This window comes from Rahnella perminowiae, assembly GCF_019049695.1.
Taxonomy (GTDB): domain Bacteria; phylum Pseudomonadota; class Gammaproteobacteria; order Enterobacterales; family Enterobacteriaceae; genus Rahnella; species Rahnella perminowiae.
Genome location: NZ_JAFMOT010000181.1, coordinates 38,900 through 63,650 on the forward strand (window position 1 = coordinate 38,900; position 24,751 = coordinate 63,650).

Genomic DNA, 24,751 nt, shown 5'->3' on the forward strand with positions numbered 1-24,751 from the left:
GTTACGCCTGTCCGCAACGCCCTGCAATAAATAGAAACACTCCAGCCAGTTCATTAGCACACTTCTTATAGTCGCCTGTTGCCCGACGGGCTATTCTTGCGCACTTTTCCGGTATCCAGTTTTTTCATTTTCGCCCGCTTCAAGAAGCAGACAAAAAAGGTATTTGCCCGCTTATGGCCTTACTTAACGACGAAATCCGCGACCATACCGCCGAGTCCGTCCTTTTCGTTCGTCGTGCCGTGATCGCATTTCTGGTCGTGATCCTCCTGTCGTCTGCACTGGTGTTTAATCTGTATCACCTGCAGATAGGCATGCATGATTTTTACCAGACCCGCTCAAATCAGAATGACATCAAAATGCTGCCGATCGCACCCAGTCGCGGGTTGATCATGGATCGCAATGGTGTCGTGCTGGCGCAAAATATCACCCTGTATCAGATTGAAGTGATCCCGGGAAAAGTTCCTGATCTTAAAGCTACGCTAAATGCGCTGAAACCCATTGTCGGTCTGACGCAGGATGATCTGGACAGTTTTCATGATGCGATGATCCATGGACGACGCTTTGCGCAGATCCCGCTGAAACTGGCGCTCACGGATGTCGAAGTCGCACGCTTTTCCGTTAACCAGTTTGATTTTCCCGGCGTCTCCATCAGTACCTATCAGCAACGCCGTTATCCGTATGGCGCAGAACTGGCACATGTCGTGGGTTATGTTTCGAAGATAAACGATAAAGATGCCAAACGTCTTGAAGCAGAAGGTATCGCCGAGAATTACGCCGCTGATCATGATATCGGCAAGCAGGGCGTTGAAAAGTATTATGAAAATATTCTGCATGGCCGCACAGGTTATCAGGAAGTTGAAGTCGATAACCATGGTCATGTGGTGCGCTTACTGAAAGAGGTTCCGCCGCAGGCCGGGCAAAATATTTATCTGACGCTGGATCTGGATTTGCAGCAGTACATCGAAAAAGTGCTGAAAGGGCAGCGTGCGGCGGTGGTGGTGATGGATCCGCGTGACGGCGGGATCAAGGCAATGGTCTCCAGCCCGAGTTATGATCCGAACCCGTTTGTGAACGGCATTTCCAGTAAACAATACAGCGCGTTACTGAAAAATCCGGATCTGCCGCTGATCAACCGTGTGACACAAGGGCTGTATCCGCCGGCTTCGACGGTGAAACCTTTTATGGCGACATCGGCGCTGTTTGAAGGCGTTATCACGCCACAAACCACTTTCTTCGGCGCGCCGACCTGGACGCTGCCGGGCACCACGCGCCATTACCGCGACTGGTTAAAAACCGGTCACGGTATGCTGAATGTGACCAAAGCTATCGAAGAATCTGCCGATACATTCTTCTATCAGGTGGCCTATGAAATGGGCATCGACCGTATCCATACCTGGCTGAGTAAATTTGGCTATGGTCAGTCGACCGGTATTGATCTGGATGAGCAATATAACGGTGTGCTGCCGAGCCGTGAGTGGAAAATGAAGGTTCACAAAAAAGGCTGGTTCCAGGGGGATACGGTTTCGGTAGGTATCGGCCAGGGTTACTGGGTGGCGACGCCGATTCAGATGGTACGGGCGCTGAGCGCACTGGTGAACAACGGCAAGCTGGAAACGCCCCATCTGCTGTATTCTGCAAAAAGTGGAAAAGTAGTTACCCCTTATAAGATGCCGCCAACGCAGCAAATTGCTGATCCAAAATCGCCGATCTGGGGCATCGTGAAGAACGGCATGTTCGGGATGGCTAATCTCCCGAACGGTACCGGCTATAAACTTTTCCATACCGCGCCTTATCAGATCGCGGCCAAATCCGGCACATCACAGGTATTTAGTTTGCGGGAGAATCAGGTCTATAACGCTAAAATGACGCCGGTACGTTTACGTGACCACATTTTCTATACGGCGTTTGCGCCTTATAAACACCCGACAGTGGTGATGGCGTTGATCATGGAAAATGGCGGCGGCGACGGCGTCGTAGCAGGGCCAACGGCGCGTGCGATCCTTGACCATATTTTCCTGCCGCCACAGGCGGCAATTTGTGATCCGGCGAAAGCGGATAATCCGGCTGACTGCGAACAGCCGGTACCGACACCCAATTCGCTGGGCTTTAGCGAGCATTGATGCCGGGCGTCGGATCACATCATCTTGCGTTATTAGATCGGCAAGGTGTGCAACTTGCTGATATCCCTGCCGTTAAACAGCGAAGCTGCGTTCTGGCGGCAGAGCGGGATTTCGTTTGAATAAGGGCCGGATACTCATCCTGAAATAATCAGTATTTTATAAAACCGGGAGTCATTGTTAGGGGACGACATCAGGGTATACCCCATACTTATCGATATTGACTCAAATTATCTCGTATTCTAACTGGTTGATTTCTGCCGCTTTAGCGGCGACTGCTTCGGGTGATTCCGCACAATAATCATACATATCGTTACTTTCTGTATGTTCGACAACCACTATTTTGCGCACCCGGATCCTTTGTGTTGCCGGCAGACCGGCATATATCTTAACTCCCGGGCGACCGATAATGAGCACTTCATTATGCGATTCAATATGGCGTTTTTTCTTATCTTCTGACAATAGTGTCTGAGGCGTCAGCAGTCGTTGATATCCTCCTTCACACCGGTAGTCGTCTTTACCTTCTCCGCGGAATATCGCACGACTAAGGGCTGAAGCATCGATAATCCTGCCACCGGCATAGCCATTTTTACGCCCGACGTGATTAGGAAACCAGACGTCAGTCGGATGCGTCCCCAGAATATTTTGTACCGGGACTTCCAGAATTAAGGCAGTGGCGCAATACATTCCGGTATACCGCTTGGTTTTGCTTAAGGGTTGGATATCTTTTAAGTCAACCAGCGAGGTGCTGATAATATCCCAACTGCTTAAAAGAGATTCGGCGCGTTGGTGGCAAAACGGACTCTCCGCGCCTTCAAAGGCATGAATCAGAACATAGTTTTTTGGCAGGGAACGCCAGTTGTTGAGTATTTTTTCTCTGTCCCCGGATAAATATTTAATATCCTGTTTTTTAATAAATGTAATTCCCGACTTTTTATGTGAAAACATACTGCCTCAGTGGTTTATTTTTAGGGTTATCCCCGAAATATAACACGTGATCCTTTTTGAATGGCTTAATACATAATTAAAAATAATTGGATTGTTAATAATTATTTGTTTTTGCTATGGTTTTGACAGTATTATCTGATGTGTTTTAGATGTTCTTATTTCCTGTGGGTAAAACAAAATTGTATGATCCCGGATGTCATAAATTAAGCGTTTTTAGAAGATTCATCTCCTGAGAAATAATAATCCTTTGAAACTGTAAAGATAATTAACAGGAAATCACTCTGTTGTGAGTTTTTAACCCCACGCGATCCGGTTATTCGTTTTTACACCGGTTGTCGGCTGAGTGTACCCAACGGCAGGCATCCGACGTAGCCGACAGGTGTGTGGAGGCCTTACCGGCCGGCTCAGGCCCGGCGATGTGCAGCGATAAGCTGCTGAGCAAAAAAGCCGGCATTAACTCCTGACAGGATGTGTCTAAAAATAGCGACAATAGCCTTTTGGGTTGTCTCCATTTGGAGACATTTAACTGTTTGATAATTAACGATTCGGTTTACGCGGTGGGATACTGTTGCGATTCAGCGACACCTTGGGTGTTTTTCCAACGGATTATTGCGCCTTATGAGGAAGCTTGAAATATTATTAAAATAAAAATTATTAAAATTCATACGCTTGAATATTTTCCTTTAAAGTTGGCACATATCCTGCTAGATTGCAGCAGTTGCTCATTCACCTGATTATGATTGGCTCACGCGAAAGCGTTGATATGCTCATAATGTCCGAATGACGCCAAAGAAACGGTGCCTATCGTTCACCCGACCGATAATCGTTGCGCAAGCACGTTATCAAGCATCGAACGACACGTTGAGTGAGGCACCACCTTTTCCGGCCTGCTGAATTTTCTGAAGAATATTCAGCAGGCCAACCCTTCGCCGTCTGTCTCTCCTGTTTCCCCATCTTGTTAACCTCCCCGACGACACTGGCTGTTTAAACCGTTGTCCGCTAGCATGACTTTATCTGTGGTAAATGAGATGAATGCGTTGAAAAGAAGACGTTTATTCCCCGGTTCGTTACGTCAGCTGGTCTTAATGGCTTTCCTGCTGGTGATGCTGCCGTTACTGGTATTGGCTTATCAGGCTTATGACAGTCTGGATCAGCTCAGCCGGCAGGCGGCGCGTATCAACCGCACCACGCTCAGTGATGCGCGTCGTAGTGAATCGATGTCCGGCATTGCGCTGGAAATGGAACGCAGCTATCGCCAGTATTGTGTCCTCGACGATCCGACGCTTTCCCGCCTTTATCAGAATCAGCACAAACAATATGCCCAGTTGCTGGATGCGCATGCGTCTGTGCTGCCGGATCTGCGCTATTACCAGACGCTGCGCACTTTGCTGACACAACTGACACAACCAACCTGTCTGAATAACTCACCGGATAAAGACTCCTCTGCACGACTGGAAAATTTCTCACGCACTAATGCTGAGATGGTTCAGGCAACCCGGGAAGTGGTGTTCTCGCGCGGACAGCAACTTCAGCGTGCGATTGCCGAACGCGGCCAGTTTTTTGGCTGGCAGGCGCTGGTGCTTTTTCTGCTCAGTGGCGCATTGGTGGTGCTGTTCACCCGCATGATTATCGGGCCGGTAAAAGGCGTCGAGCGGATGATCAACCGGCTGGGCGAAGGGCGCAATCTGGGGGATGTGGCCCGCTTTAAAGGGCCGCGGGAGATCCGCTCGCTGGTACAGCGTATCGTCTGGCTGAGTGAACGTCTTGCCTGGCTGGAGTCACAACGCCACGAATTTCTGCGACATATTTCTCATGAACTCAAAACTCCGCTCGCCAGTATGCGTGAAGGCACCGAGCTGCTGGCGGATGAAGTGGCCGGGCGGCTGACGCCGGATCAGAAAGAAGTGGTGGCTATTCTTAATAACAGCAGCCGCCACCTGCAAACGCTGATTGAACAACTGCTCGACTACAACCGCAAGCTGGCGGATGCACCGACGCTGAGTGTGGTTGTTGATCTTAAAGCGTTGGTGGACGACGTTGTGACCGCTAACAGCCTGCCTGCCCGCGCAAAAAAAATCCGCAGTGAAGTGACGATCGAAGCGCCCCGGTGTCTGGCAGAACCGACTTTACTGAGACGGGTGCTGGATAATCTCTATTCCAATGCGGTGCACTACGGGGCTGAATCCGGTACTATTTGGGTCCGCAGCCGGCACGAAAACGGACGGGTGATGATCGAGGTGGCGAATACCGGAATGCCGATCCCGCAGGCCGAGCGCGCGATGATTTTTGAACCTTTTTACCAGGGTAGCCAGCAGAGAAAAGGGGCTGTAAAAGGCAGCGGTCTGGGGTTGAGTATTGCTCAGGACTGCATTCGTCGCATGCATGGAGAGCTGCAACTGGTTGCCGTTGAGGATGCGGACGTTTGTTTCCGTATTGAATTGCCCCTGACGGCTGAGAAGAATGAATAATGATCAAATTTTTAAGCGGTTTGTATGCGCTGTTACGCTGCCGGGTGGTCTTAGTGGGTGCACCGCTGGTGCTGGCAGGCTGCGTGCCGCATTCCGGCAATAACCATTATTATCAGCAAGTTTCCGATCAGATCGTGCCAGACAGCAAAGTGATCGACTTTCGTATTGCACCTTGTGAAACGCTCTGGGCGCTGGACGACAGCGACGCGATGACTAATTCACTGTACTGGTTACGGGCGATGGATTGTGCTGACCGGATGAGTGACGCGCAGGCGCGTTATCAGGCGCAGCAGATCCCGGCAACCCAGTGGGAAAGGGTGTTTAAACAAAGCATTCTGCTTTCCGGTGCGGATCCCGATCAGCAGCAGCGTCGCGCGTTGCTGGCGAAAGTCAGCGAGTACCGCGGCCAGATGCCGGGCTCGATTCGCCCGCTGGTACAGTTATGGCGTGAACGGCAGAATCTGCAGGTAGTACTGGGGGATGAAAAAGCCCGCAATGCCCGCCAGCAGGCGCTGAATGAAGAAAAAATTCAGACGCTGACCGCCGGACAACAGGTGCTGGAAAATAATCTTACGGATATGCGGCGTAAGCTGGAAAACCTGACCGATATTGAGCGCCAGCTTTCCTCGCGCAAACAGAGTCAGGGCGATTTGCCGGATAACGATACCAGCACGCCTGTGAAGGCAGCTTCCGGTAATGCGGTCAAACCTGCCGAAACCTACGTGCCGCCCGCTAAGGATCAGAACGTAAAATGACGATACGTAAAGCTGCCAGCTTATTGCTGGTTGATGACGATGCCAGCCTGTTAAAACTGTTGGGCATGCGCCTGACCAGCGAAGGTTTTCGTGTCACCACCGCCGAAAGCGGTGCTGAAGCGCTGCGTGTGCTGCACCGCGAACGTATTGATCTGGTGCTGAGCGATTTGCGCATGGATGAAATGGATGGCATGGCGCTGTTCGCCGAAATCCAAAAATTCCAGCCAGGCATGCCGGTGATCATTCTGACCGCGCATGGCTCTATTCCCGATGCGGTCGCCGCTACCCAGCAGGGCGTATTTGGATTCCTCACCAAGCCGGTTGACCGCGATGCGCTGTATAAGGCTATCGATGAAGCTCTGGCGCAGTCCAGTCCGTCGGCTGATGAAAGCTGGCGCGAATCGATTGTTACCCGCAGCCCGATCATGTTGCGTCTGCTTGAACAGGCCAATATGGTGGCGCAGTCTGATGTCAGTGTGCTGATTAACGGCCAAAGCGGCACCGGTAAAGAAGTGCTGGCACAGGCCATTCACGCTGCCAGCCCGCGCGGCAAAAAAGCTTTTATCGCCATTAACTGCGGCGCTTTACCGGAACAGTTACTGGAATCCGAGTTATTTGGCCATGCTAAAGGCGCATTTACCGGCGCGGTGAGCCATCGTGAGGGGCTGTTCCAGGCGGCGACCGGCGGCACGTTGTTCCTTGATGAAATCGGCGATATGCCGTTGTCGCTGCAGGTGAAATTACTGCGTGTACTGCAGGAGCGTAAGGTGCGTCCGCTGGGCAGCAATCAGGATATTGATGTGGATGTACGCATTATTTCTGCAACACACCGTGATTTGCCAAAAGCGATGGAGAAGGGTGAGTTTCGCGAAGACCTGTTTTACCGCCTTAACGTCGTCAGCCTGAAGTTGCCAACGCTGAGTGAAAGATCAGAAGACATTCCGCTGCTGGCCAATCATTTGCTGCGTGTCGCGGCGCAAAGGCATAAACCTTTTGTGCGCAGTTTTTCTACGGACGCGCTCAAACGGCTGATGGTCGCCAGCTGGCCGGGCAATGTGCGCCAGTTAGTGAATGTTATCGAGCAATGCGTGGCGCTGACTTCTGCACCGGTGATCAGCGAAGCTCTGGTGCAACAGGCACTGGAAGGAGAAAACACCGCACTGCCAACGTTTGCCGATGCCCGGAATCAGTTCGAACTGAACTACCTGCGTAAGCTATTACAAATCACCAAAGGTAATGTGACGCAGGCGGCACGTATTGCCGGGCGTAACCGCACCGAGTTTTATAAGTTGCTCTCCCGCCATGCGTTAGAAGCGACCGATTTTAAAGAGTAACGGGAATTTACTTTCAGAGGCTTGAGGTACATTCCTGCCGCTGAACTATGATACCTTTAGCGCCTTCGCATGCCACAGGCATCCGAAACCAGATTGTGAACCATGCTGCCGCGCAGGAAGGCGGAGAGCAAACGAATGATTATAAGGGTCCGCCATGAAAAAGATTGATGCGATTATCAAGCCATTCAAACTCGACGATGTCCGTGAAGCATTAGCGGAAGTCGGGATTACCGGGATGACTGTGACCGAAGTGAAAGGCTTTGGCCGTCAGAAAGGTCACACCGAACTCTACCGTGGTGCGGAATACATGGTCGATTTCCTGCCGAAAGTGAAAATCGAAATTGTCGTGGCAGATGATATCGTGGATACCTGTGTGGAAACCATTATGACGACCGCGCAGACCGGTAAAATCGGTGACGGTAAAATCTTCGTGTTTGATGTGGCACGAGTGGTCCGTATCCGTACCGGGGAGCAGGACGAAGAAGCGATTTAATGTTTCATCAGGGCGGGTAATTGCCGGTTACCCGCCCTGTATTTTCCCTTTCCTATCCCTGTTGATCCCATCTTGTTATACCAATCACTCTTTAACCAAATCACACCCAACCCTCTGTTTATTCTGTTTCGATGACCCGCTTTTGTTCCGTATACGGAAAAACCCTGTTCGGCGATCACCACAAAAAATGCTATTTGTTAGTTTTTTGTGAAGGTTGAAGGGTTTTTATTGTGACTTCGTTGAAAAAGTGAGAGTAAAATCACACTTGTTGTTATACCAGTTAGAAAAACTTGTCAGGTACGTTGTAATCACTCACTAAAATAATTCAGGGTGAAAGTATCCGGCAACCAACACTGGTGTGGATTGATCTCCGTTGATCGTGGTTTTCACGCCCATTCAAAAGGCTTTGCAATGTCACAACAAGAAAAACCCATACGTATTTCCCGTCGCGTATTTTTAGGGGGCGCACTGGCGGCGCTTTCCGTTCCGCTGATGAATAAGCTGCTGCTCAGCCCGGTCTATGCCGCGCCGGTTGCCGGTTTGTCTCAGGCAAAACAGGATTTCACCCAACTTTCTCTGTATCTGACCGGTCACGAACAGTTAGATCCGGCCCTTTCTGAACGTTATTACCAGACGATGTTGCAGTTGTACCCGGACTTCACCGCACAGGTTCAGGCGTTGCAGGGATTTATCACGGCGAATCATATTGACGCCGCTGATCTGCAAAAAACGCTGGATGCACAGCAGCCTGCGCTGGCGAAACTGCCGCGCAGCATCCTTCAGGCGTGGTATCTCGGTGTGGTCGGCGAGGGTAAACAGGCCGTTTGTCTGGCGTATGAAAATGCGCTGATGAATGTTGCGGTTCGCGATCACCTCAATCCGCCGAGCTATGCCTACGGCGCTTACGGTACCTGGGCAAAACAGCCCGTCTGAAAATAACGTTCCAAAAGGGTTAAGCAATGAGTGAACAACTTTCCGCTGACGTCGTCGTCATCGGCTCAGGGATCTGCGGCTCGCTGGTCGCACAGCGTCTGGCAAAACAAGGTATCTCCGTGATTATTCTGGAGTCCGGCCCGCGCATTGACCGCGGAACGCTGACTGAAAACTTCCGTAATTCGCCGCGTAAAAAAGACTTTATGTCGCCGTATCCGTATTCCGACTGGTCGCCACATCCGGTGTATAAACCGGAAGATAATGATTATCTGCAACAGCAGGGGCCGTATCCGTTCCCGGCGGAATATATCCGTATTATGGGCGGCACCACCTGGCACTGGGCGGCACAGGCGTGGCGTGTTCTGCCAAACGATATGAAGATCAACACGCTGTACGGTGTCGGGCGTGACTGGCCGTTGTCATACGAAGAACTGGAACCGTTTTATTACGAAGCTGAAGTGAAAATGGGCGTCTCCGGTGCACCTGACAACGGCTCACCGCGCAACCAGCCCTTCCCGATGGAACCGGTCGCCGAATCCTGGCTGCAACAGCGTTTTCGTGAGCGACTGGCACCTGGCGGTTATGACGTGATTGTTAACACTACCGCGCGTAACAGCCGTAACTATGACGGACGTCCGGCCTGTTGCGGTAACAATAACTGCATGCCGATTTGCCCGATCGACGCACAATATCACGGCGGCATCGCTGCGCAGGCTGCTGAGGCGGCGGGCGCAAAACTTATTACCAACGCCGTGGTTTACCGTCTGGAACATGACGAAAAAGGCCGCATTGTCGCCGCGCATTATTATGATCCGGATAAAGGTGAGCATAAAGTCACGGCGAAAAACTTCGTTCTGGCAGCCAACGGCATTGAAAGCCCGAAACTGCTGCTGATTTCTGCCAGTGATAAATATCCGGACGGGCTGGCAAACAGTTCCGGCACCGTCGGGCGTCACCTGATGGATCACCCGAGTAATTCTCTGACGTTTGAAACCGAAGAACCGTTGTGGGCAGGGCGCGGGCCGATGAGCCCGGCTTCAATCAACAGCCTGCGCGACGGCGATTTCCGTAAAGATTACGCCTCGTTCCGTATCGATATCGCCAACTCTTCCCAGGTGCAGTCGGTCACGCAGGATTTGCTGGCGGAAGGCGTCTACGGCATCAGTCTGGATAACGAAATTCGTCGCCGGGCGTCGCACCAGACCAGTCTGAAAAACGTGATGGAACAGCTGCCCAATTACGATAACCGCATCATTCTCAGCGATAAAAAAGACAAACTGGGTATTCCGAAACCGGCAGCGATTTACCACATGGATGATTATGTGCATCGCGGTATGGCGCGTGCGGTGAAGGAATACACCGAAATTGCCCGACTGATGGGGGGCACCAACTTACGCTTCAGTAAGCCGGGCGTTTACGGCAACAACCAGCACATCACCGGCACGATGAGCATGGGTCATGACCCGAAAGATTCTGTGGTAGATGCATTCGGCCGCACCCATGACCATGAAAATCTGTTCATCACCAGTACCGGCGTGATGCCAACCTCGGCCACGGTCAATTCCACGCTGACCGCTGTTGCGCTGGCATTACGTACCGCTGATCATCTTGCCAAAACCGCGCTATAGGCTGACTGACATGACTCTGAACCGTTTCACTTACAAACGTCTGACGGGCGCGTTGCTGGCCTTTGGCCTGAGCCTGACTGCGGGCACGGCTTACGCCGCGTTATCGCCGGAGCAGGATGCGCTGATCAGGAAAGGCGAATATATCGCCGTAGCCGGAGACTGTGTGGCATGCCATTCCACCGAAGGTGGCAAGCCGTTTGCCGGCGGCCTCGGGCTGGCGACGCCGCTGGGCACCATTTATTCGAGCAACATCACACCCTCTAAAAAAGACGGTATCGGTAATTACACGCTGGAACAGTTTGAACATGCAGTGCGCGACGGCGTGCGCGGCGATGGCGCGAATCTGTATCCGGCGATGCCCTACACCTCGTATGCCAAAATCAGCGATGACGATATGAAAGCGTTGTATGCCTATTTTATGCAGGGTGTGTCACCGGTGGATGTGCCATCAACGCCGACAGCATTGCCGTTCCCGTTCAACGTGCGTCTGTCGATGGCGGGCTGGAACTTGTTGTTCCTCGAAAAAGGGGCGTTTAAAGCCGATCCGTCGAAAAGCGATCAGATCAACCGGGGGGCCTATCTTGGCGAAGCACTCGCACACTGCAGCACTTGCCATACGCCACGTAATGCGCTGATGGCAGAGCAGGGCGATAAAGCGCTGAGCGGCAGCAGTCTGGGCACCTGGTTTGCACCGAACATTACGTCGGATGCGGTCAGCGGTATTGGCAACTGGAGCACGGATGAAATTGCCGGTTACCTGAAAACGGGTCACGCACCGGGCAAGGCGCAGGCGGCAGGGCCGATGGCTGAAGCGATTGACCACAGCCTGAGCCATCTGAGCGACAGCGATTTGCAGGCGATAGCCGTCTGGCTGAAACAAACCACACCGGTCAGTCAGGAAGGACAGGCGAAAGCCGCCGATCAGTTCGGATCACCGGCGAATTATGTCGATACGCTGCGTGGCGTTCCGCGTCCGGCTGACGCCGGAAAAATGACCGGCTGGCAGGTGTATGACGGTTATTGTGCCAGTTGCCATCAGCCCGACGGGCGTGGCAGCAAAGACGGTGGCCTGCCGTCGCTGATGAATAACACTGCGCTGGGACATCTGAACAGCGACAATCTGGTGATGGCGATTTTACATGGCGTGCAGCGCGGGCCGGAAAACAAAGATGTCGCGATGCCGGCCTTTGAGCATTTACTGTCTGATACGCAGGTCGCTACGCTGAGCAATCAGCTGTTGCAGCAGTTTGGCAACGATCAGGCGAAAGTTACGCCGGAGCGGGTGAAAGAATTGCGTGCAGGCGGCAAACCTTCGCCGCTGCTGGAACTGGCGCACTGGGGAATGGGCATTGCCGGGCTGGTGGTTATCCTGCTGATTGCTTTATTCTTTATGCGTCGCCGTCGTCCTTAATACCTGCTGACGCAGCAATAATAAAGGCTGACATTCTGTGTCAGCCTTTTTTTTCGTGCAGGGATTAAATCACTTTATGCGGGCCGAAACATTCGTAGTGAATGTTAGCTTCGCTGATGTTCATCGCCAGCAGTTGTCTGGCGACGAACTGCATAAAGCCCACCGGTCCGCACAGATAGAAATGCATGTCCGGGGTGCTCAGTGACCCGCTGACTTTGCTCAGATCCATCAGTCCCTGATACTGGAAATCTTCTCCGGGTAAATCATCAGCCTGTGGCAGGTTATACCAGACATGATGTTCCAGTTGCGGCAGGCTTTCCTGCGCGTTTTTCACTTCACCGGCAAACGCATGCACCGCGCCGTTTTCCGCGGCGTGCAACCACTGAACCGGGGCAGGGTGTCCGCGCTGTGCCAGTGTGTTGAGCATGCCTAACATTGGCGTCTGACCGACACCGGCGGATATCAGCGCCACCGGCGTGATATCGCTGATGTCCATAAAGAAATCACCGTGCGGGGCGGCGAGATGAATAATATCGCCCGGTTGCGCGAAATTATGCAGGAAGTTGGACACCGCACCTTGCCCTTCGCGTTTTACCGCGATGCGGTAGCTTTTGCCATTCGGTGCCTGCGTCAGAGAATACTGACGGATTTCCTGATTCTCCAGTGAAGCATCACGAATATACACCGCCAGATATTGCCCCGGTTTGAAGTCCGCCACCGGTTTACCATCGACAGGCTCCAGCACGAAAGAGGTAATGAGCTCACTTTGCGGTTGTTTTTCGGCAATACGGAATTCACGCGTACCGTGCCAGCCACCGGTTTTTTCTGCACTGTCCTGATAAATTTCAGCTTCACGGTTGATAAACACATCCGCCAGCACGCCATAGGCTTTGCCCCACGCATCCAGCACTTCCTGGCCCGGACTGAACATTTCATCCAGCGTTGCCAGCAGGTGAGTCCCGACAATATTGTATTGCTCAGGCTGAATGGTAAAACTGGTGTGTTTCTGCGCGATGCGCTCCACGGCAGGCAGCAGCGCCGCCAGGTTTTCAATATTGGCGGCGTAAGCGCAGATGGCATCGAACAGCGCCTGACGCTGATCGCCGTTGCGCTGGTTGCTCATATTAAAGATGTCTTTCAGCTCGGGGTTATGTGTGAACATGCGGTCATAGAAGTGTGCGGTCAGTTTCGGGCCAGTCGCAGCGAGCAAAGGGATAGTGGATTTAACGGTGGCGATAGTGGCTGAATCAAGCATGGTGAACTCCGGCTCTGTGAGAATTTTATATAACATGTATTTAAAATGCATGTTATATAAACCGACTATTGCTGTAAACCCCCCTAAAGGGGTAAGGGCTTTCCCCCGCAGGGGTCGGGTCACAAAGCTGAAATTTGTGCATGACCGGGTGAATAAATATCTCTTGATTATGGGCAGAGGTTCGCAGATCAAAGCCTTGCTGTATCTGGAGCCAATCGTTTGCCTAAAAACCTCAAACTGACCCTATCCGAAGGCCGCTTAAACATTTACACTGTGGCGCAGAACCCGGAAGGGGCTTTTTTTTAGTTTGTTGAGTCAGGAGATGCGGATGTTAAAGCGTGAAATGAACATTGCCGATTATGATGCTGAGCTGTGGGCAGCAATGGAAAAAGAAGTTGTTCGTCAGGAAGAACATATCGAGCTGATTGCGTCAGAAAACTATACCAGCCCGCGTGTCATGCAGGCTCAGGGTTCGCAACTGACCAACAAATATGCCGAAGGCTATCCGGGCAAACGTTATTATGGTGGCTGTGAGTACGTCGACATCGTAGAACAACTGGCCATCGACCGTGCAAAAGAATTGTTCGGTGCAGATTTCGCCAACGTTCAGCCGCACTCCGGCTCACAGGCAAATTTCGCGGTGTATACCGCATTGCTGCAACCGGGCGACACTATTCTGGGGATGAACCTCGGCCATGGTGGTCACCTGACTCACGGTTCACCGGTTAACCTTTCCGGCAAACTGTATAACGTGGTGCCTTATGGCATCGACGAAAGCGGCGATATCGATTACGAAGACGTAAAACGTCAGGCCGAAGCGCATAAACCAAAAATGATCATCGGTGGTTTCTCCGCATTCTCCGGTATCGTTGACTGGGCAAAAATGCGTGAAATCGCCGACAGCGTTGGTGCTTACTTCTTCGTTGACATGGCACACGTTGCCGGTCTGATTGCTGCAGGCGTTTACCCGAACCCGGTTCCTCACGCACATATCGTGACCACCACCACGCACAAAACGCTGGCCGGTCCACGCGGCGGTCTGATTCTGGCGAAAGGCGGTGACGAAGAGTTCTATAAAAAACTCAATTCCGCTGTCTTCCCGGGTGGCCAGGGCGGCCCGCTGATGCACGTGATTGCCGGTAAAGCAGTCGCACTGAAAGAAGCGATGGAGCCTGAGTTCAAAGCTTATCAACAACAGGTGGCTAAAAACGCACAGGCCATGGTGGCTGTGGTGCTGGAACGCGGCTACAAAGTGGTATCCGGCGGCACACACAACCATCTGTTCCTGATGGATCTGGTGGATAAAAACCTGACCGGTAAAGAAGCGGATGCTGCACTGGGCCGCGCTAACATCACTGTGAACAAAAACAGCGTGCCTAACGATCCGAAGAGCCCGTTTGTGACTTCCGGTGTGCGTATCGGTACACCAGCCGTCACCCGTCGCGGTTTCAAAGAAGCCGAAGCGCGTGAACTGGCTGGCTGGATCTGTGACGTGCTGGACAACGTGAACGATGAAGCAACCATCGAACGCGTTAAACAGAAAGTGCTCGACATCTGTGCACGCTTCCCGGTTTACGCGTAATATTTGCGAAGCCGTTAAGCTGCGAAAACCCGCTCCGGCGGGTTTTTTTATGGGCATGTATCAGAATTTGTGAGCTGGCAGACATTCCTGAAGTCAGAAAGCGTCTGCGGATTGCTAGCGATTGTGAGCTTTGTCAAAGTATTGGCCTCACACCGGAGGATTTATGGAATTGCGTTCCACGCGCTGGCTTGCACTCAGTTATTTCACCTACTTTTTCAGTTACGGTATTTTTCTTCCCTTCTGGGGCTTGTGGCTCAAAGGCGAGGGGATCTCCTCCGAAAGCATCGGCCTGCTGCTCGGTGCCGGTCTGGTCGCCCGCTTTCTCGGCACGCTCATCATTTCTCCCTCCATCAAAGACCCTTCTTACCTTATTACCGGTCTGCGTATTCTGGCGCTGCTTACGCTGGCGTTTGCCGTCGGTTTCTGGTTTGGCAACGGCTGGGCATGGCTGATGATTAACATCGCCGGATTCAGTCTGTTCTTCGGTCCGCTGGTGCCGCTGACCGATGCGCTGGCAGGTACGCTACAACGGCAGATCAATATGGATTATGGCAAGGTGCGCGTCTGGGGTTCCATTGCCTTTGTGATTGGTTCGGCGGTCACAGGCAAACTGGTCGAGGTGTATGGCCATAACGCGATTCTCTATACGCTGACCGCAGGCGTGGCGGCGATGCTGCTCGGCATGTTATTGCGCCCGAGCGTGAAGCCGGCAGGAGAGCCGCGTGCAAGCGGTGCGCCGGGTATTTCGTGGAAAGCGTTGCTGAGCGAAAAACCGGTCTGGCGTTTTCTGTTATGCGTGACGCTGCTACAGGGGGCTCACGCAGCGTATTACGGTTTCAGTGCCATTTACTGGCAGGATGTGGGCTATTCTTCCACAACTATCGGTTATTTATGGTCGCTGGGTGTGGTGGCGGAAGTGCTGGTATTCACCTTCAGTAAACAGCTGTTCAGCCGCTGGTCGGCACGGGATCTTCTGCTGCTTTCGGCCGTATGCGGCGTGTTGCGCTGGACAATGATGGGGGCGTTTACCGCTTTGCCGTGGCTGATTGTGATGCAGATTTTACACTGTGGCACGTTTACGGTCTGCCATCTGGCGGGCATGCGGTTTATTGCTGCACGGCCAGGTGATCAGGTGATCCGTCTGCAATCGGTGTATTCCGCCCTGGCAATGGGGGGCGGCGTGGCAGTGATGACCATGTTATCCGGTTTCCTGTTCGAACATCTGCATGCCGGATTATTCTGGGTGATGGCGTTGCTGGCGGTGCTGGCGATTTTTCTGCGTCCGGCTGTGACGCCGTCAACGGTTGCGACATCAGCCCGTTAGGGAGCTTCGAGCAGCGAGCGGATACGTTTCCGCTGCTCTTTTGCCAGCGGTAACTGCGTGTGGATCACCAGCGGATCGGCGTCAGTGCTGCGGGTGGCGTAGGGGGTGACAATCATCGCTACGCCACTTGGTGCGCCGAATTTATAGAAATCCGCCAGCGTCTGATATTTGATGTTCAGCGGCAGCAGCGTCGCCTCGCGGATTTGCTGCTCGACGGCTTCTTCCAGCTGCGGATTATCGTGGGTCAGCAGCAAAATTTGTTTCTCCTGCAAGGCGTTACCCTGCATCAGCCATGCACCAAAGGTGATGGCCACCAGCCCGACTTCATCTTCTGAAAGCGTAATCAGGTATTCGTGCTCAAACCCCTGTAACGCCTCGCGGGTGGTACGCACCAGACGCGGATACATCCGGTTCACTTCTTCCTGCATCAGGTTATCGATGCCGATGCCGAAATGACAGCGTTCAATTGCCGGGCCCAGATGAGCGAAAAGCTGGCCGACCAGTCCTTCGTAACTGCTGAATTTCATGCCGGCAATATCCTGAAAACGCGCCACCATATTTTCAATTTCTAATAACAGGCGCTGATCTTCCGTTGAGCCGGAACTCTGATAACTGTGGATTTTCAGCATCCGTAACATCAGCGTGAAAAACTCACATTCGCAGTCATCCAGACGGCCTTTGCTGAGTGCCTGCAACTGGCTAAACAGTTCGCGGGCGGCAGGATATTCCGGTTTTTCACGCAACCAGCGCCGCTGTTGTTCGGTAAAACGCAAGCCGGTCGGGCCGTTGTTTTGCCACAGACAGTATTGAAGACAGATAAGCATCAGCTGGCGGTCATGTCCGCTCAGCGGCCTGGGCAGCAATGCACCGCAATCTTCGAGCATCAAACCCAGAATATCGGTGCGCAGTGCCGCTTTCGGGCAGGTCTGGCCTTCAAACGCGATGTGCAACCATGGGATGAAATGGCGCGAAACGAAATCCGGGGAAATACGTAATGTGCGGCGCAAACCCTGAAATAAACACAGACGCTGAGCAAGCGCGTCGCCCTGAATACGGCACTGTTTTTCGCTATATTGCAGCACATCAAGCTGGTGGATCCGCTGAATTTCGCAGGTCACTTCTGCCAGATCTTCCCACGTGATGTCTAATGCGACACCATTAATTTCACTGATGATCTCCAGCTGAACCGCCGTCAGCGGCGCGTAAAGCATCAGCAACACGTGGCAACGGCGTTGCGTAGCGGAAAGCGCAGGGGAGGGCTGTTTTTCTGGATTCATATCACCTGCCGAAAAAGTATCGCCTGAAATTATTAGTCAAGCATAGCAAAGCGAATGCCCGCAATAAGGCGCGGAGATTGGCTTTTACTCCGGCTTACAACTCAGATCACAGATATTTTTGACGACCGCTTAAATGCACAGCAAAATACTGTTACTTAGTAACAATATAATGGCGCCAGATATGGAAATGACGTTACACCAGGCCCGGAACCGGCCTTTTCCCCGTTACGTTAAATGGCTGTGCGCTGCGCTGTTGGGCCTGCCCGCCACGGTGCTGGCGCACCCGCACAGTTTTATTGATATGCAGACCACACTGGTGACAAATGAAACCTCACTGACCGGGCTGAAAATGGTCTGGACGATGGATGAAATCACCTCGGCAGATTTACTCTATGACGCGCATAACGCCAAACCGGGTTCGGATATCTGGAAGAAACTGGCGGCGGAAGTGATGGCGCGCGTGCTAAGCCAGCATTACTTCACGGATTTCTATCGCGATGGAAAACCGGTGAAGTATCTGGATCTGCCCAGTGAATATCAGCTTTCCCGCAAAGGCGATCAGGCGGTGCTGGAATTCGTCCTGCCGCTGGCGAAACCACAAGTGCTGGAAGGCAAACCCATGGAATTCTCCACTTTCGATCCTTCGTATTTTGTCGATATGACATATAAAGACAACACCGCGCTGCATTTGCCACCGGCGCTGGAAAAACGCTGTACGCTGGCGCTGTTTACACCAAAGCCGGATGCCTCGCTGCAAAACTATGCCCTGTCACTCGATAAGGCTGATGCCCCGCCGGAAGACATGGATCTTGGTCAGCAATTTGCCCAGAAGGTGACGCTGGAATGTCATTAATCTCCACGCCATCGAAAACGCTGTCCTGGCGCGATCTCTGGCCGCTGGCGGTATTTCTGTTGCTGCTGGCGGGCGGTGCTTGTCTGTTAATTCATTACTGGCCGCGTATTTTGCTCAGCAGCATTATCTGGCAGCGGGAGTTACATCAGGAACTGGCCGGATTGCTGCGGCAGGTGAAACAAAATCCTGCGCAGGCGGGGATGACGCTGGCGGGCTTCAGCCTGATTTACGGCGTAATCCACGCTATCGGGCCGGGGCACGGTAAAATCGTCATTACCACCTACCTGGCGACACATCCTTCACGGCTGAAAACCAGCCTGAAGCTGACCTTCGCGTCGGCGATTTTGCAGGGACTGGTGGCGATATTGCTGGTCAGTGTGGTCCTTGGCGTGTTGCAGCTCTCTTCGCGACAACTGCATCAGAGCAGTTTCTGGATGGAGCGGGGCAGTTTCATTCTGGTGATGTTGCTCGGATTGCTGTTGTGCTGGCGAGCCCTCAAACGGGTGTGGCAAACCCTCAAAGATCTGCGCCGGCCACCGGCGATGAAAATCCGCAGCCTTTCCCCGGCGGTCAGTAATACGCATGTTCATGATGAATATTGCGGCTGCGGCCATCAGCATGTGCCCAGCGATCAGCAGCTTCAGGCGGGTGATGATTTGCGCACGAAGGTAGCGATTGTGCTGGCGATGGGGTTACGTCCGTGTTCCGGCGCGATCATGGTTTTGCTGTTTGCCAAGGTCATTGACGTCTACATCTGGGGCGTGATTTCGGCGATCACTATGGCTGCCGGCACCTCGCTGACCGTATCACTTATCGGTGTACTGGTGTTTTACAGCCGTGCGCTGGCCGTCAAATTCAGCGCCAGCCGTACGCCTGCGGCGTGGCAGCGGATTGCCTGGTCGCTGCTGGCACTGACCGGCGGGATGATATTACTGGGAGCGGGCATCTTGCTCTACAGCACCGGCGGCGGTGATATTTCACCGATAACCGGCGGCCCATTCAGGGGATAAACCGCAGGCATAAAAAAACGGACGCCCGGTGGGACGTCCGTTGTTGTTTGTATCATTCAGCGGCGGGATTAACGCTTCAGCGCTTCGCTCAGTTCATCACGCATGGTCATCAGAATGCCTTTAACGACGCGCGGGTTGCCGGCAACAATGTTACCTGACGAGAAGTGGTTATGGCCGCCAACGAAGTCAGTCACCACGCCGCCGGATTCACGCACCAGCAGTTCGCCACCGGCGAAATCCCAGGGCTTCAGGGCGATTTCGAAGAATCCGTCAACGCGGCCAGCGGCTACGTAGGCCAGATCCAGTGCAGCAGAACCGGTGCGACGGAAGTCTGCACATTCGGTGAACAGTTTGCCCACGACATTCATGTAGCTGGTTGCGTGTTGTTTTGCTTTGAACGGGAAGCCGGTTGCCAGAATGGTGCCGTCGAGATCTTTCGCGTGAGTGCCACGCAGACGGTAACCGTTCAGCTGTGCGCCCTGACCGCGAGTCGCGGTGAAGAGTTCGTTACGCATCGGGTCATAAACTACCGCAACTTCAGTGCGGCCTTTGATGCGCACGGCGATAGAGACAGCGAAATGTGGGAAGCGTTTAACGAAGTTGGTGGTGCCATCCAGCGGGTCGATAATCCATTGTACATCTTTGTCTTCGCCTTCCAGCTCGCCACACTCTTCACTGATGATGGTGTGTTTTGGATAGGATTTGCGAATGACATCGATAATCATGTGTTCTGCATCGCGGTCTACGTTGGTAACAAAATCGTTGGTACCTTTTTGGGTAGATTCTACAGAGTCTGGCGTTTCGTAATGTTTGGCAATCAGGTTACCGGCCTTGCGCGCAGCGCGCACGGCGATGGTGAGCATCGGATGCATGGATATCTTCCAACTAGGATGTTAAAGAACGGGAATACTGGAAACGGCGCGCAGTATAGCAGGGGTTCTGAAAATTAACTACCGTTGTGTTAGGCTGTTGTGATTTTCCGTCTGGTAAGAGTTCCTATGCTGCCCAATATCCGCATTGTATTAGTAGAAACATCCCACACTGGCAATATGGGGTCAACCGCCCGCGCCATGAAAACCATGGGATTATCAAGTCTTTATCTGGTCAATCCGCTGGTGAAACCTGATTCTCAGGCCATCTCTTTATCTGCCGGTGCCAGCGATGTGATCGGTAATGCGACCATCGTTGATACGCTGGATGAAGCGCTGGCCGGTTGCAGCCTGGTGATTGGCACCAGTGCGCGTTCCCGCACCTTGCCGTGGCCGATGCTGGAACCGCGTGAATGCGGCGAGCTCAGCGCGAAAGCCGCACAAACCGCGCCGGTGGCACTGGTGTTTGGTCGTGAACGTGTCGGGCTGACCAATGAAGAACTGCAAAAATGTAACTATCACGTTTGCATTCCGGCCAATCCTGAATACAGTTCGCTGAATCTGGCAATGGCCGTGCAAATTATCGCGTATGAAGTGCGCGTCGCCTATCTGGCCTTGCTGGAAGCGGCAAAACCGCAGATTGAATATGAAGAAACGCCTTATCCGCTGGTCGATGATCTTGAGCGTTTTTATCAGCATCTGGAAAAAACCTTGCTGGAAACCGGCTTTATTCGTCAGGCACATCCGGGTCAGGTAATGAGCAAACTACGCCGTCTGTTTACCCGTGCGCGACCTGAATCTCAGGAGTTAAACATCCTGCGCGGTATTCTGACATCGATTGAAAAGACCAATAGCAGCAAAGAGTAAGCGCCAGGGGTTGAGGATAAACATCAAACCTTTGCTTGTTAATCAACAGATTACTTCTTACCCGTGAATGGCGACAACTGGGCGGAATATAGAGTCAGATAATACTTGAGTAAATTACTAGGTTAAATAGTTGACTGATTTACTCAGGAATGGCAGACTCATTTACATGTTCCGCACGATTGAATTTTTAAGTCATTTTAAACAGGTAACCATGCTATGAGACTGACATCCAAAGGCCGTTATGCCGTGACCGCTATGCTCGACGTTGCACTGCATTCCCAGGAAGGACCAGTACCCCTGGCTGACATTTCTGAGCGTCAGGGTATTTCCCTTTCTTACCTGGAGCAGCTTTTCTCTCGCTTGCGTAAAAATGGTCTGGTTGCCAGTGTTCGTGGTCCGGGCGGTGGTTATCTGTTAGGTAAAGACTCGGGTGATATCGCCGTTGGCGCGGTGATCACGGCCGTTGACGAATCCGTTGACGCCACCCGTTGTCAGGGTAAAGAAGGCTGCCAGAATGGCGAACGTTGCCTGACTCACACCTTATGGCGTGATCTGAGCGAGCGCATCAGCGGCTTCCTGAACAATATTACACTGGCAGAACTGGTCAACAACCAGGAAATCCTGGAAGTGGCTGACCGTCAGAACGGTGAAGTCCGTCGTCAGCCAAATGGCCGTCAGATGGAAACCATCAACGTCAATCTTCGAGCCTGATCCCCGTCATCCTTCGCGCCGCCCCGGCGTTGGCTGCTGTCGCAAACCCCGGTCACATACTAGTGTATGCTCCCGGGGATGTGCTCTGTTGCCGCCTTGATGCGACACGAATGATTTAGGGGAGCATGTGAATTTTGATGTTACTAAAAGCCCGCTGAAATGCAGATTTCCGCGGGCTTTTGCTGTTCAGACGTCATTTCTTACCGATTAGTGCCCGCAAAGCGTCATTTCCCTTTTAAGAAGTTGTGAACCCGTTTTAAACTGGTTGTCGTTTTTTTTATTCTTTCGTTCGAAACCGAACGCGCAGTCCGGAGCTACCTGCCATGAAATTACCTATTTATCTTGATTACTCTGCCACGACGCCGGTTGATCCGCGTGTTGCACAGAAAATGATGCAGTGTCTGACACTGGACGGTACTTTCGGTAATCCGGCCTCCCGTTCTCATCGTTTTGGCTGGCAGGCAGAAGAGGCCGTGGATGTGGCGCGTAACCAGATTGCTGAGCTGATTAATGCGGATCCCCGTGAAATCGTCTTCACGTCAGGCGCAACCGAATCTGACAATCTGGCGATTAAAGGCGCGGCTCATGCACAGCGTGCGAAAGGTCACCACATTATTACCAGCCAGACTGAGCACAAAGCGGTGTTAGACACCTGCGCGCAGCTGGAGACGGAAGGCTTTGAGGTCACCTACCTGACGCCGCAGGCCGACGGTGTTATTCCTCCCGCAGCCATTGAAGCCGCGTTGCGCCCGGATACGATTCTGGTGTCCATCATGCAGGTCAACAATGAAACCGGCGTTATCCAGGATATCGCAACAATTGGCGAGCTTTGCCGCAGCCGGGGTATTCTTTTTCATGTGGATGCAACCCAAAGCGTGGGGAAAATCGCGATTGATCTCAGCGAATTGCAGGTTGATCTGATGTCGTTTTCCGCCCATAAGATTTACGGCCCGAAAGGCATCGGGGCGCTGTATGTGAGTCGTAAACCGAAAGTAAGGATTGACGCGCAAATCCACGGTGGCGGTCATGAGCGCGGCATGCGTTCAGGTACCTTGCCGGTGCATCAGATTGTCGGAATGGGCGAAGCGTATCGTATTGCCAAAGAAGAAATGACCGCTGAAGTGGCGCGTCTGTCCGCACTGCGCGATCGTCTGTGGAAAGGCATTCAGCAGCTTGAACGGGTGTTTCTCAATGGCGCGCCGGAACATGCTGCGCCCAATATTCTCAACGTCAGTTTTGCCGATGTTGAAGGAGAATCTCTGATTATGGCGCTCAAGGATCTGGCTGTTTCGTCCGGTTCCGCCTGTACGTCCGCGAGCCTCGAACCCTCTTACGTGCTGCGTGCGCTGGGATTAAGCGAGGAGCTGGCACACGGCTCAATCCGTTTTTCTCTCGGGCGCTGGACCACAGAAGAAGAAATTGATTATGCAATTGCGCTGGTGGTGAAATCTGTCCGTCGCCTGCGTGAGTTGCCCCCTGTTTATACAAAATAATGAAGTGCCGCCCGATGAAAGGGTGATTTGCCTGTCATTGAAAATGAATATTCATTGAAGATAAAAAACATCAGGAGTGCTGTTATGAGTTCCGAAGTCACGACCAATGAAGCAATGTCCGTATTCCTTTCTTCTCAGCCTGCCGATGCGCGCTGGGGCGAAAAAGCCACACTGAGCACCGATTCTGCCGGGATGACCATTCATCTCAATAGCGGCGATGTGCTGACGGTCATTGCCCGTGCCGCGCGTCGTATTGACGGCCAGGGAGTCAAAAATATTAAACTGGCCGGTGAAGGCTGGGATCTCGAAAACAGCTGGGCTTTCTGGCAGGGCTTCCGTGGTCCGAAAGGAACACGCCATGTTGAATGGGCCGAATTGTCCGAAGATGACGCGAAAACGCTCAGGCAACGGCTGAAAATCATCGACTGGGTACGAAATACCATTAATACCCCGGCAGAAGATTTGTCCCCTGAACAACTGGCCACCCGCGCGGTTGATCTGATGTGTGAATTTGGTCACGACAAAGTCAGCTACCGTATCACCAAAGGCGACGACCTGCGTCAGCAAAATTATATGGGTATCCATATCGTCGGGCGCGGTTCTGACCGTCAGCCGGTCTTGCTGGCGCTTGATTACAACCCAAGCGGAGACGCTGAAGCGCCGGTTTATGCCTGCCTGGTCGGTAAAGGCATTACCTTTGACACCGGCGGTTACAGCCTGAAACCAAGCGGTTCCATGGATTCCATGAAAGCAGATATGGGCGGCGCAGCCACCCTGACCGGCGCACTGGCGCTGGCAGCGGCTAACGGCCTGAACAAACGCGTAAAACTGTATCTGTGCTGCGCGGATAACATGGTCAGCGGTAATGCACTGAAACTCGGTGATATCATCCGTTACCGCAACGGCAAAACCGTTGAAGTGATGAATACCGACGCCGAAGGACGCCTGGTGCTGGCCGATGGTCTGATCGATGCGTCTGCGCAAAATCCTGAACTGATCATTGATGCTGCCACACTGACCGGTGCGGCGAAAACAGCGCTGGGTAACGATTATCACGCCCTGTTCAGCTTTGACGATGCACTGGCGGGTGAACTGCTGGAAAGCGCAAAATCCGAACACGAACCGTTCTGGCGCCTGCCGCTGGAAGAATTCCACCGTTCTCATCTGCCATCCAACTTTGCTGAACTGAATAATATTGCCGGTCCGGCACACACAGCGGGTGCGAGTACGGCGGCGGCCTTCCTGTCTCATTTCGTCACGGAATATAAGAAAGGCTGGCTGCACATTGACTGTTCTGCAACGTACCGTAAAAGCGCAGCGGATCAGTGGTCTGCCGGTGCAACCGGTCTCGGCGTGCGAACTGTGGCTAATTTATTGTTAGCTAAAGCGAAGTAAGCAGTAAAATTTGCATGAAGCATAACGG

Annotated in this window: 20 protein-coding genes; 16 read left to right on the plus strand and 4 right to left on the minus strand. The window is 52.7% G+C overall.

Annotated elements, in window-relative coordinates; translation table 11 throughout:
- Positions 1 to 173 precede the first annotated feature (173 nt).
- Entirely contained in the window at positions 174 to 2,120 is a 1,947-nt protein-coding gene (gene mrdA / locus J1781_RS16060) for a peptidoglycan DD-transpeptidase MrdA2 (RefSeq protein WP_129955103.1), read from the plus strand.
- Positions 2,121 to 2,342: 222 nt separating this feature from the next.
- Here the strand turns inward: mrdA and J1781_RS16065 are convergent, their stop codons facing one another.
- Positions 2,343 to 3,065 (minus strand): hypothetical protein, encoded by a 723-nt coding sequence (locus J1781_RS16065; protein ID WP_129955104.1) that lies wholly within the window; start codon positions 3,063 to 3,065, stop codon positions 2,343 to 2,345.
- Between the two features lie 1,028 nt (positions 3,066 to 4,093).
- On the opposite strand from J1781_RS16065, the gene J1781_RS16070 reads away from it, so the two are divergent.
- From J1781_RS16070 to J1781_RS16100, 7 genes are all read left to right on the plus strand, one after another.
- Entirely contained in the window at positions 4,094 to 5,533 is a 1,440-nt protein-coding gene (locus J1781_RS16070) for a sensor histidine kinase (RefSeq protein WP_129955105.1), read from the plus strand.
- Positions 5,533 to 6,288, plus strand: coding sequence for a two-component system QseEF-associated lipoprotein QseG (gene qseG, locus J1781_RS16075; protein WP_129955106.1), 756 nt, complete (start codon positions 5,533 to 5,535; stop codon positions 6,286 to 6,288). Before J1781_RS16070 ends, qseG begins: the two co-directional genes overlap by 1 nt.
- On the plus strand, positions 6,285 to 7,622 hold the full coding sequence (glrR, locus tag J1781_RS16080) for a two-component system response regulator GlrR (protein ID WP_129955107.1): 1,338 nt from the start codon (positions 6,285 to 6,287) through the stop codon (positions 7,620 to 7,622). The genes qseG and glrR overlap by 4 nt, the downstream gene beginning before the upstream one ends.
- A gap of 154 nt (positions 7,623 to 7,776) precedes the next feature.
- The gene (glnB, locus tag J1781_RS16085) at positions 7,777 to 8,115 is read left to right on the plus strand and encodes a nitrogen regulatory protein P-II (RefSeq protein WP_013574351.1); all 339 of its coding nucleotides are present in this window, start codon (positions 7,777 to 7,779) and stop codon (positions 8,113 to 8,115) included.
- Positions 8,116 to 8,526: 411 nt separating this feature from the next.
- Positions 8,527 to 9,048 (plus strand): sorbitol dehydrogenase family protein, encoded by a 522-nt coding sequence (locus J1781_RS16090; protein ID WP_129955108.1) that lies wholly within the window; start codon positions 8,527 to 8,529, stop codon positions 9,046 to 9,048.
- Between the two features lie 26 nt (positions 9,049 to 9,074).
- On the plus strand, positions 9,075 to 10,676 hold the full coding sequence (locus J1781_RS16095; protein WP_129955109.1) for a GMC family oxidoreductase: 1,602 nt from the start codon (positions 9,075 to 9,077) through the stop codon (positions 10,674 to 10,676).
- A gap of 10 nt (positions 10,677 to 10,686) precedes the next feature.
- Positions 10,687 to 12,087, plus strand: coding sequence for a cytochrome c (locus J1781_RS16100; protein WP_129991677.1), 1,401 nt, complete (start codon positions 10,687 to 10,689; stop codon positions 12,085 to 12,087).
- Between the two features lie 64 nt (positions 12,088 to 12,151).
- Here J1781_RS16100 and hmpA read toward each other — a convergent pair whose 3' ends face one another.
- Positions 12,152 to 13,342 (minus strand): NO-inducible flavohemoprotein, encoded by a 1,191-nt coding sequence (gene hmpA, locus J1781_RS16105; protein WP_129955111.1) that lies wholly within the window; start codon positions 13,340 to 13,342, stop codon positions 12,152 to 12,154.
- Between the two features lie 328 nt (positions 13,343 to 13,670).
- On the opposite strand from hmpA, the gene glyA reads away from it, so the two are divergent.
- Positions 13,671 to 14,924: a serine hydroxymethyltransferase gene (glyA, locus tag J1781_RS16110; protein WP_129955112.1), complete on the plus strand. Its 1,254-nt coding sequence runs from the start codon at positions 13,671 to 13,673 to the stop codon at positions 14,922 to 14,924.
- Between the two features lie 163 nt (positions 14,925 to 15,087).
- Positions 15,088 to 16,248, plus strand: a complete 1,161-nt coding sequence (locus J1781_RS16115) for a 3-phenylpropionate MFS transporter (RefSeq protein WP_217220816.1) — start codon at positions 15,088 to 15,090, stop codon at positions 16,246 to 16,248.
- Here the strand turns inward: J1781_RS16115 and csiE are convergent.
- A complete protein-coding gene (csiE, locus tag J1781_RS16120; RefSeq protein ID WP_129955114.1) occupies positions 16,245 to 17,525 on the minus strand; it encodes a stationary phase inducible protein CsiE in 1,281 nt (426 codons plus the stop codon). The two genes, J1781_RS16115 and csiE, sit on opposite strands and share 4 nt — an antisense overlap.
- Before the next feature lie 181 nt (positions 17,526 to 17,706).
- On the opposite strand from csiE, the gene J1781_RS16125 reads away from it, so the two are divergent.
- Both J1781_RS16125 and J1781_RS16130 read left to right on the plus strand, forming a co-directional pair.
- A complete protein-coding gene (locus tag J1781_RS16125) occupies positions 17,707 to 18,378 on the plus strand; it encodes a DUF1007 family protein (protein WP_129955115.1) in 672 nt (223 codons plus the stop codon).
- The gene (locus tag J1781_RS16130) at positions 18,369 to 19,388 is read left to right on the plus strand and encodes a nickel/cobalt transporter (RefSeq protein WP_217233882.1); all 1,020 of its coding nucleotides are present in this window, start codon (positions 18,369 to 18,371) and stop codon (positions 19,386 to 19,388) included. Before J1781_RS16125 ends, J1781_RS16130 begins: the two co-directional genes overlap by 10 nt.
- A gap of 68 nt (positions 19,389 to 19,456) precedes the next feature.
- Here J1781_RS16130 and suhB read toward each other — a convergent pair whose 3' ends face one another.
- Entirely contained in the window at positions 19,457 to 20,260 is an 804-nt protein-coding gene (gene suhB, locus J1781_RS16135) for an inositol-1-monophosphatase (RefSeq protein ID WP_129955117.1), read from the minus strand.
- Between the two features lie 126 nt (positions 20,261 to 20,386).
- Here suhB and trmJ point away from each other — a divergent pair, with 126 nt between their 5' ends.
- The 4 genes from trmJ to pepB all read left to right on the plus strand — a co-directional run bounded on the left by trmJ (position 20,387) and on the right by pepB (position 24,723).
- Entirely contained in the window at positions 20,387 to 21,124 is a 738-nt protein-coding gene (gene trmJ, locus J1781_RS16140; RefSeq protein WP_129955118.1) for a tRNA (cytosine(32)/uridine(32)-2'-O)-methyltransferase TrmJ, read from the plus strand.
- Positions 21,125 to 21,340: 216 nt separating this feature from the next.
- Positions 21,341 to 21,835: a Fe-S cluster assembly transcriptional regulator IscR gene (gene iscR / locus J1781_RS16145; RefSeq protein ID WP_129955119.1), complete on the plus strand. Its 495-nt coding sequence runs from the start codon at positions 21,341 to 21,343 to the stop codon at positions 21,833 to 21,835.
- Positions 21,836 to 22,158: 323 nt separating this feature from the next.
- Positions 22,159 to 23,328 carry an IscS subfamily cysteine desulfurase gene (locus tag J1781_RS16150; protein ID WP_217233883.1) on the plus strand — a complete coding sequence of 390 codons (1,170 nt, stop codon included), beginning with the start codon at positions 22,159 to 22,161 and terminating at the stop codon, positions 23,326 to 23,328.
- An 84-nt stretch (positions 23,329 to 23,412) separates the two neighbouring features.
- Positions 23,413 to 24,723, plus strand: a complete 1,311-nt coding sequence (gene pepB, locus J1781_RS16155; protein ID WP_129955121.1) for an aminopeptidase PepB — start codon at positions 23,413 to 23,415, stop codon at positions 24,721 to 24,723.
- Positions 24,724 to 24,751: the final 28 nt, after the last annotated feature.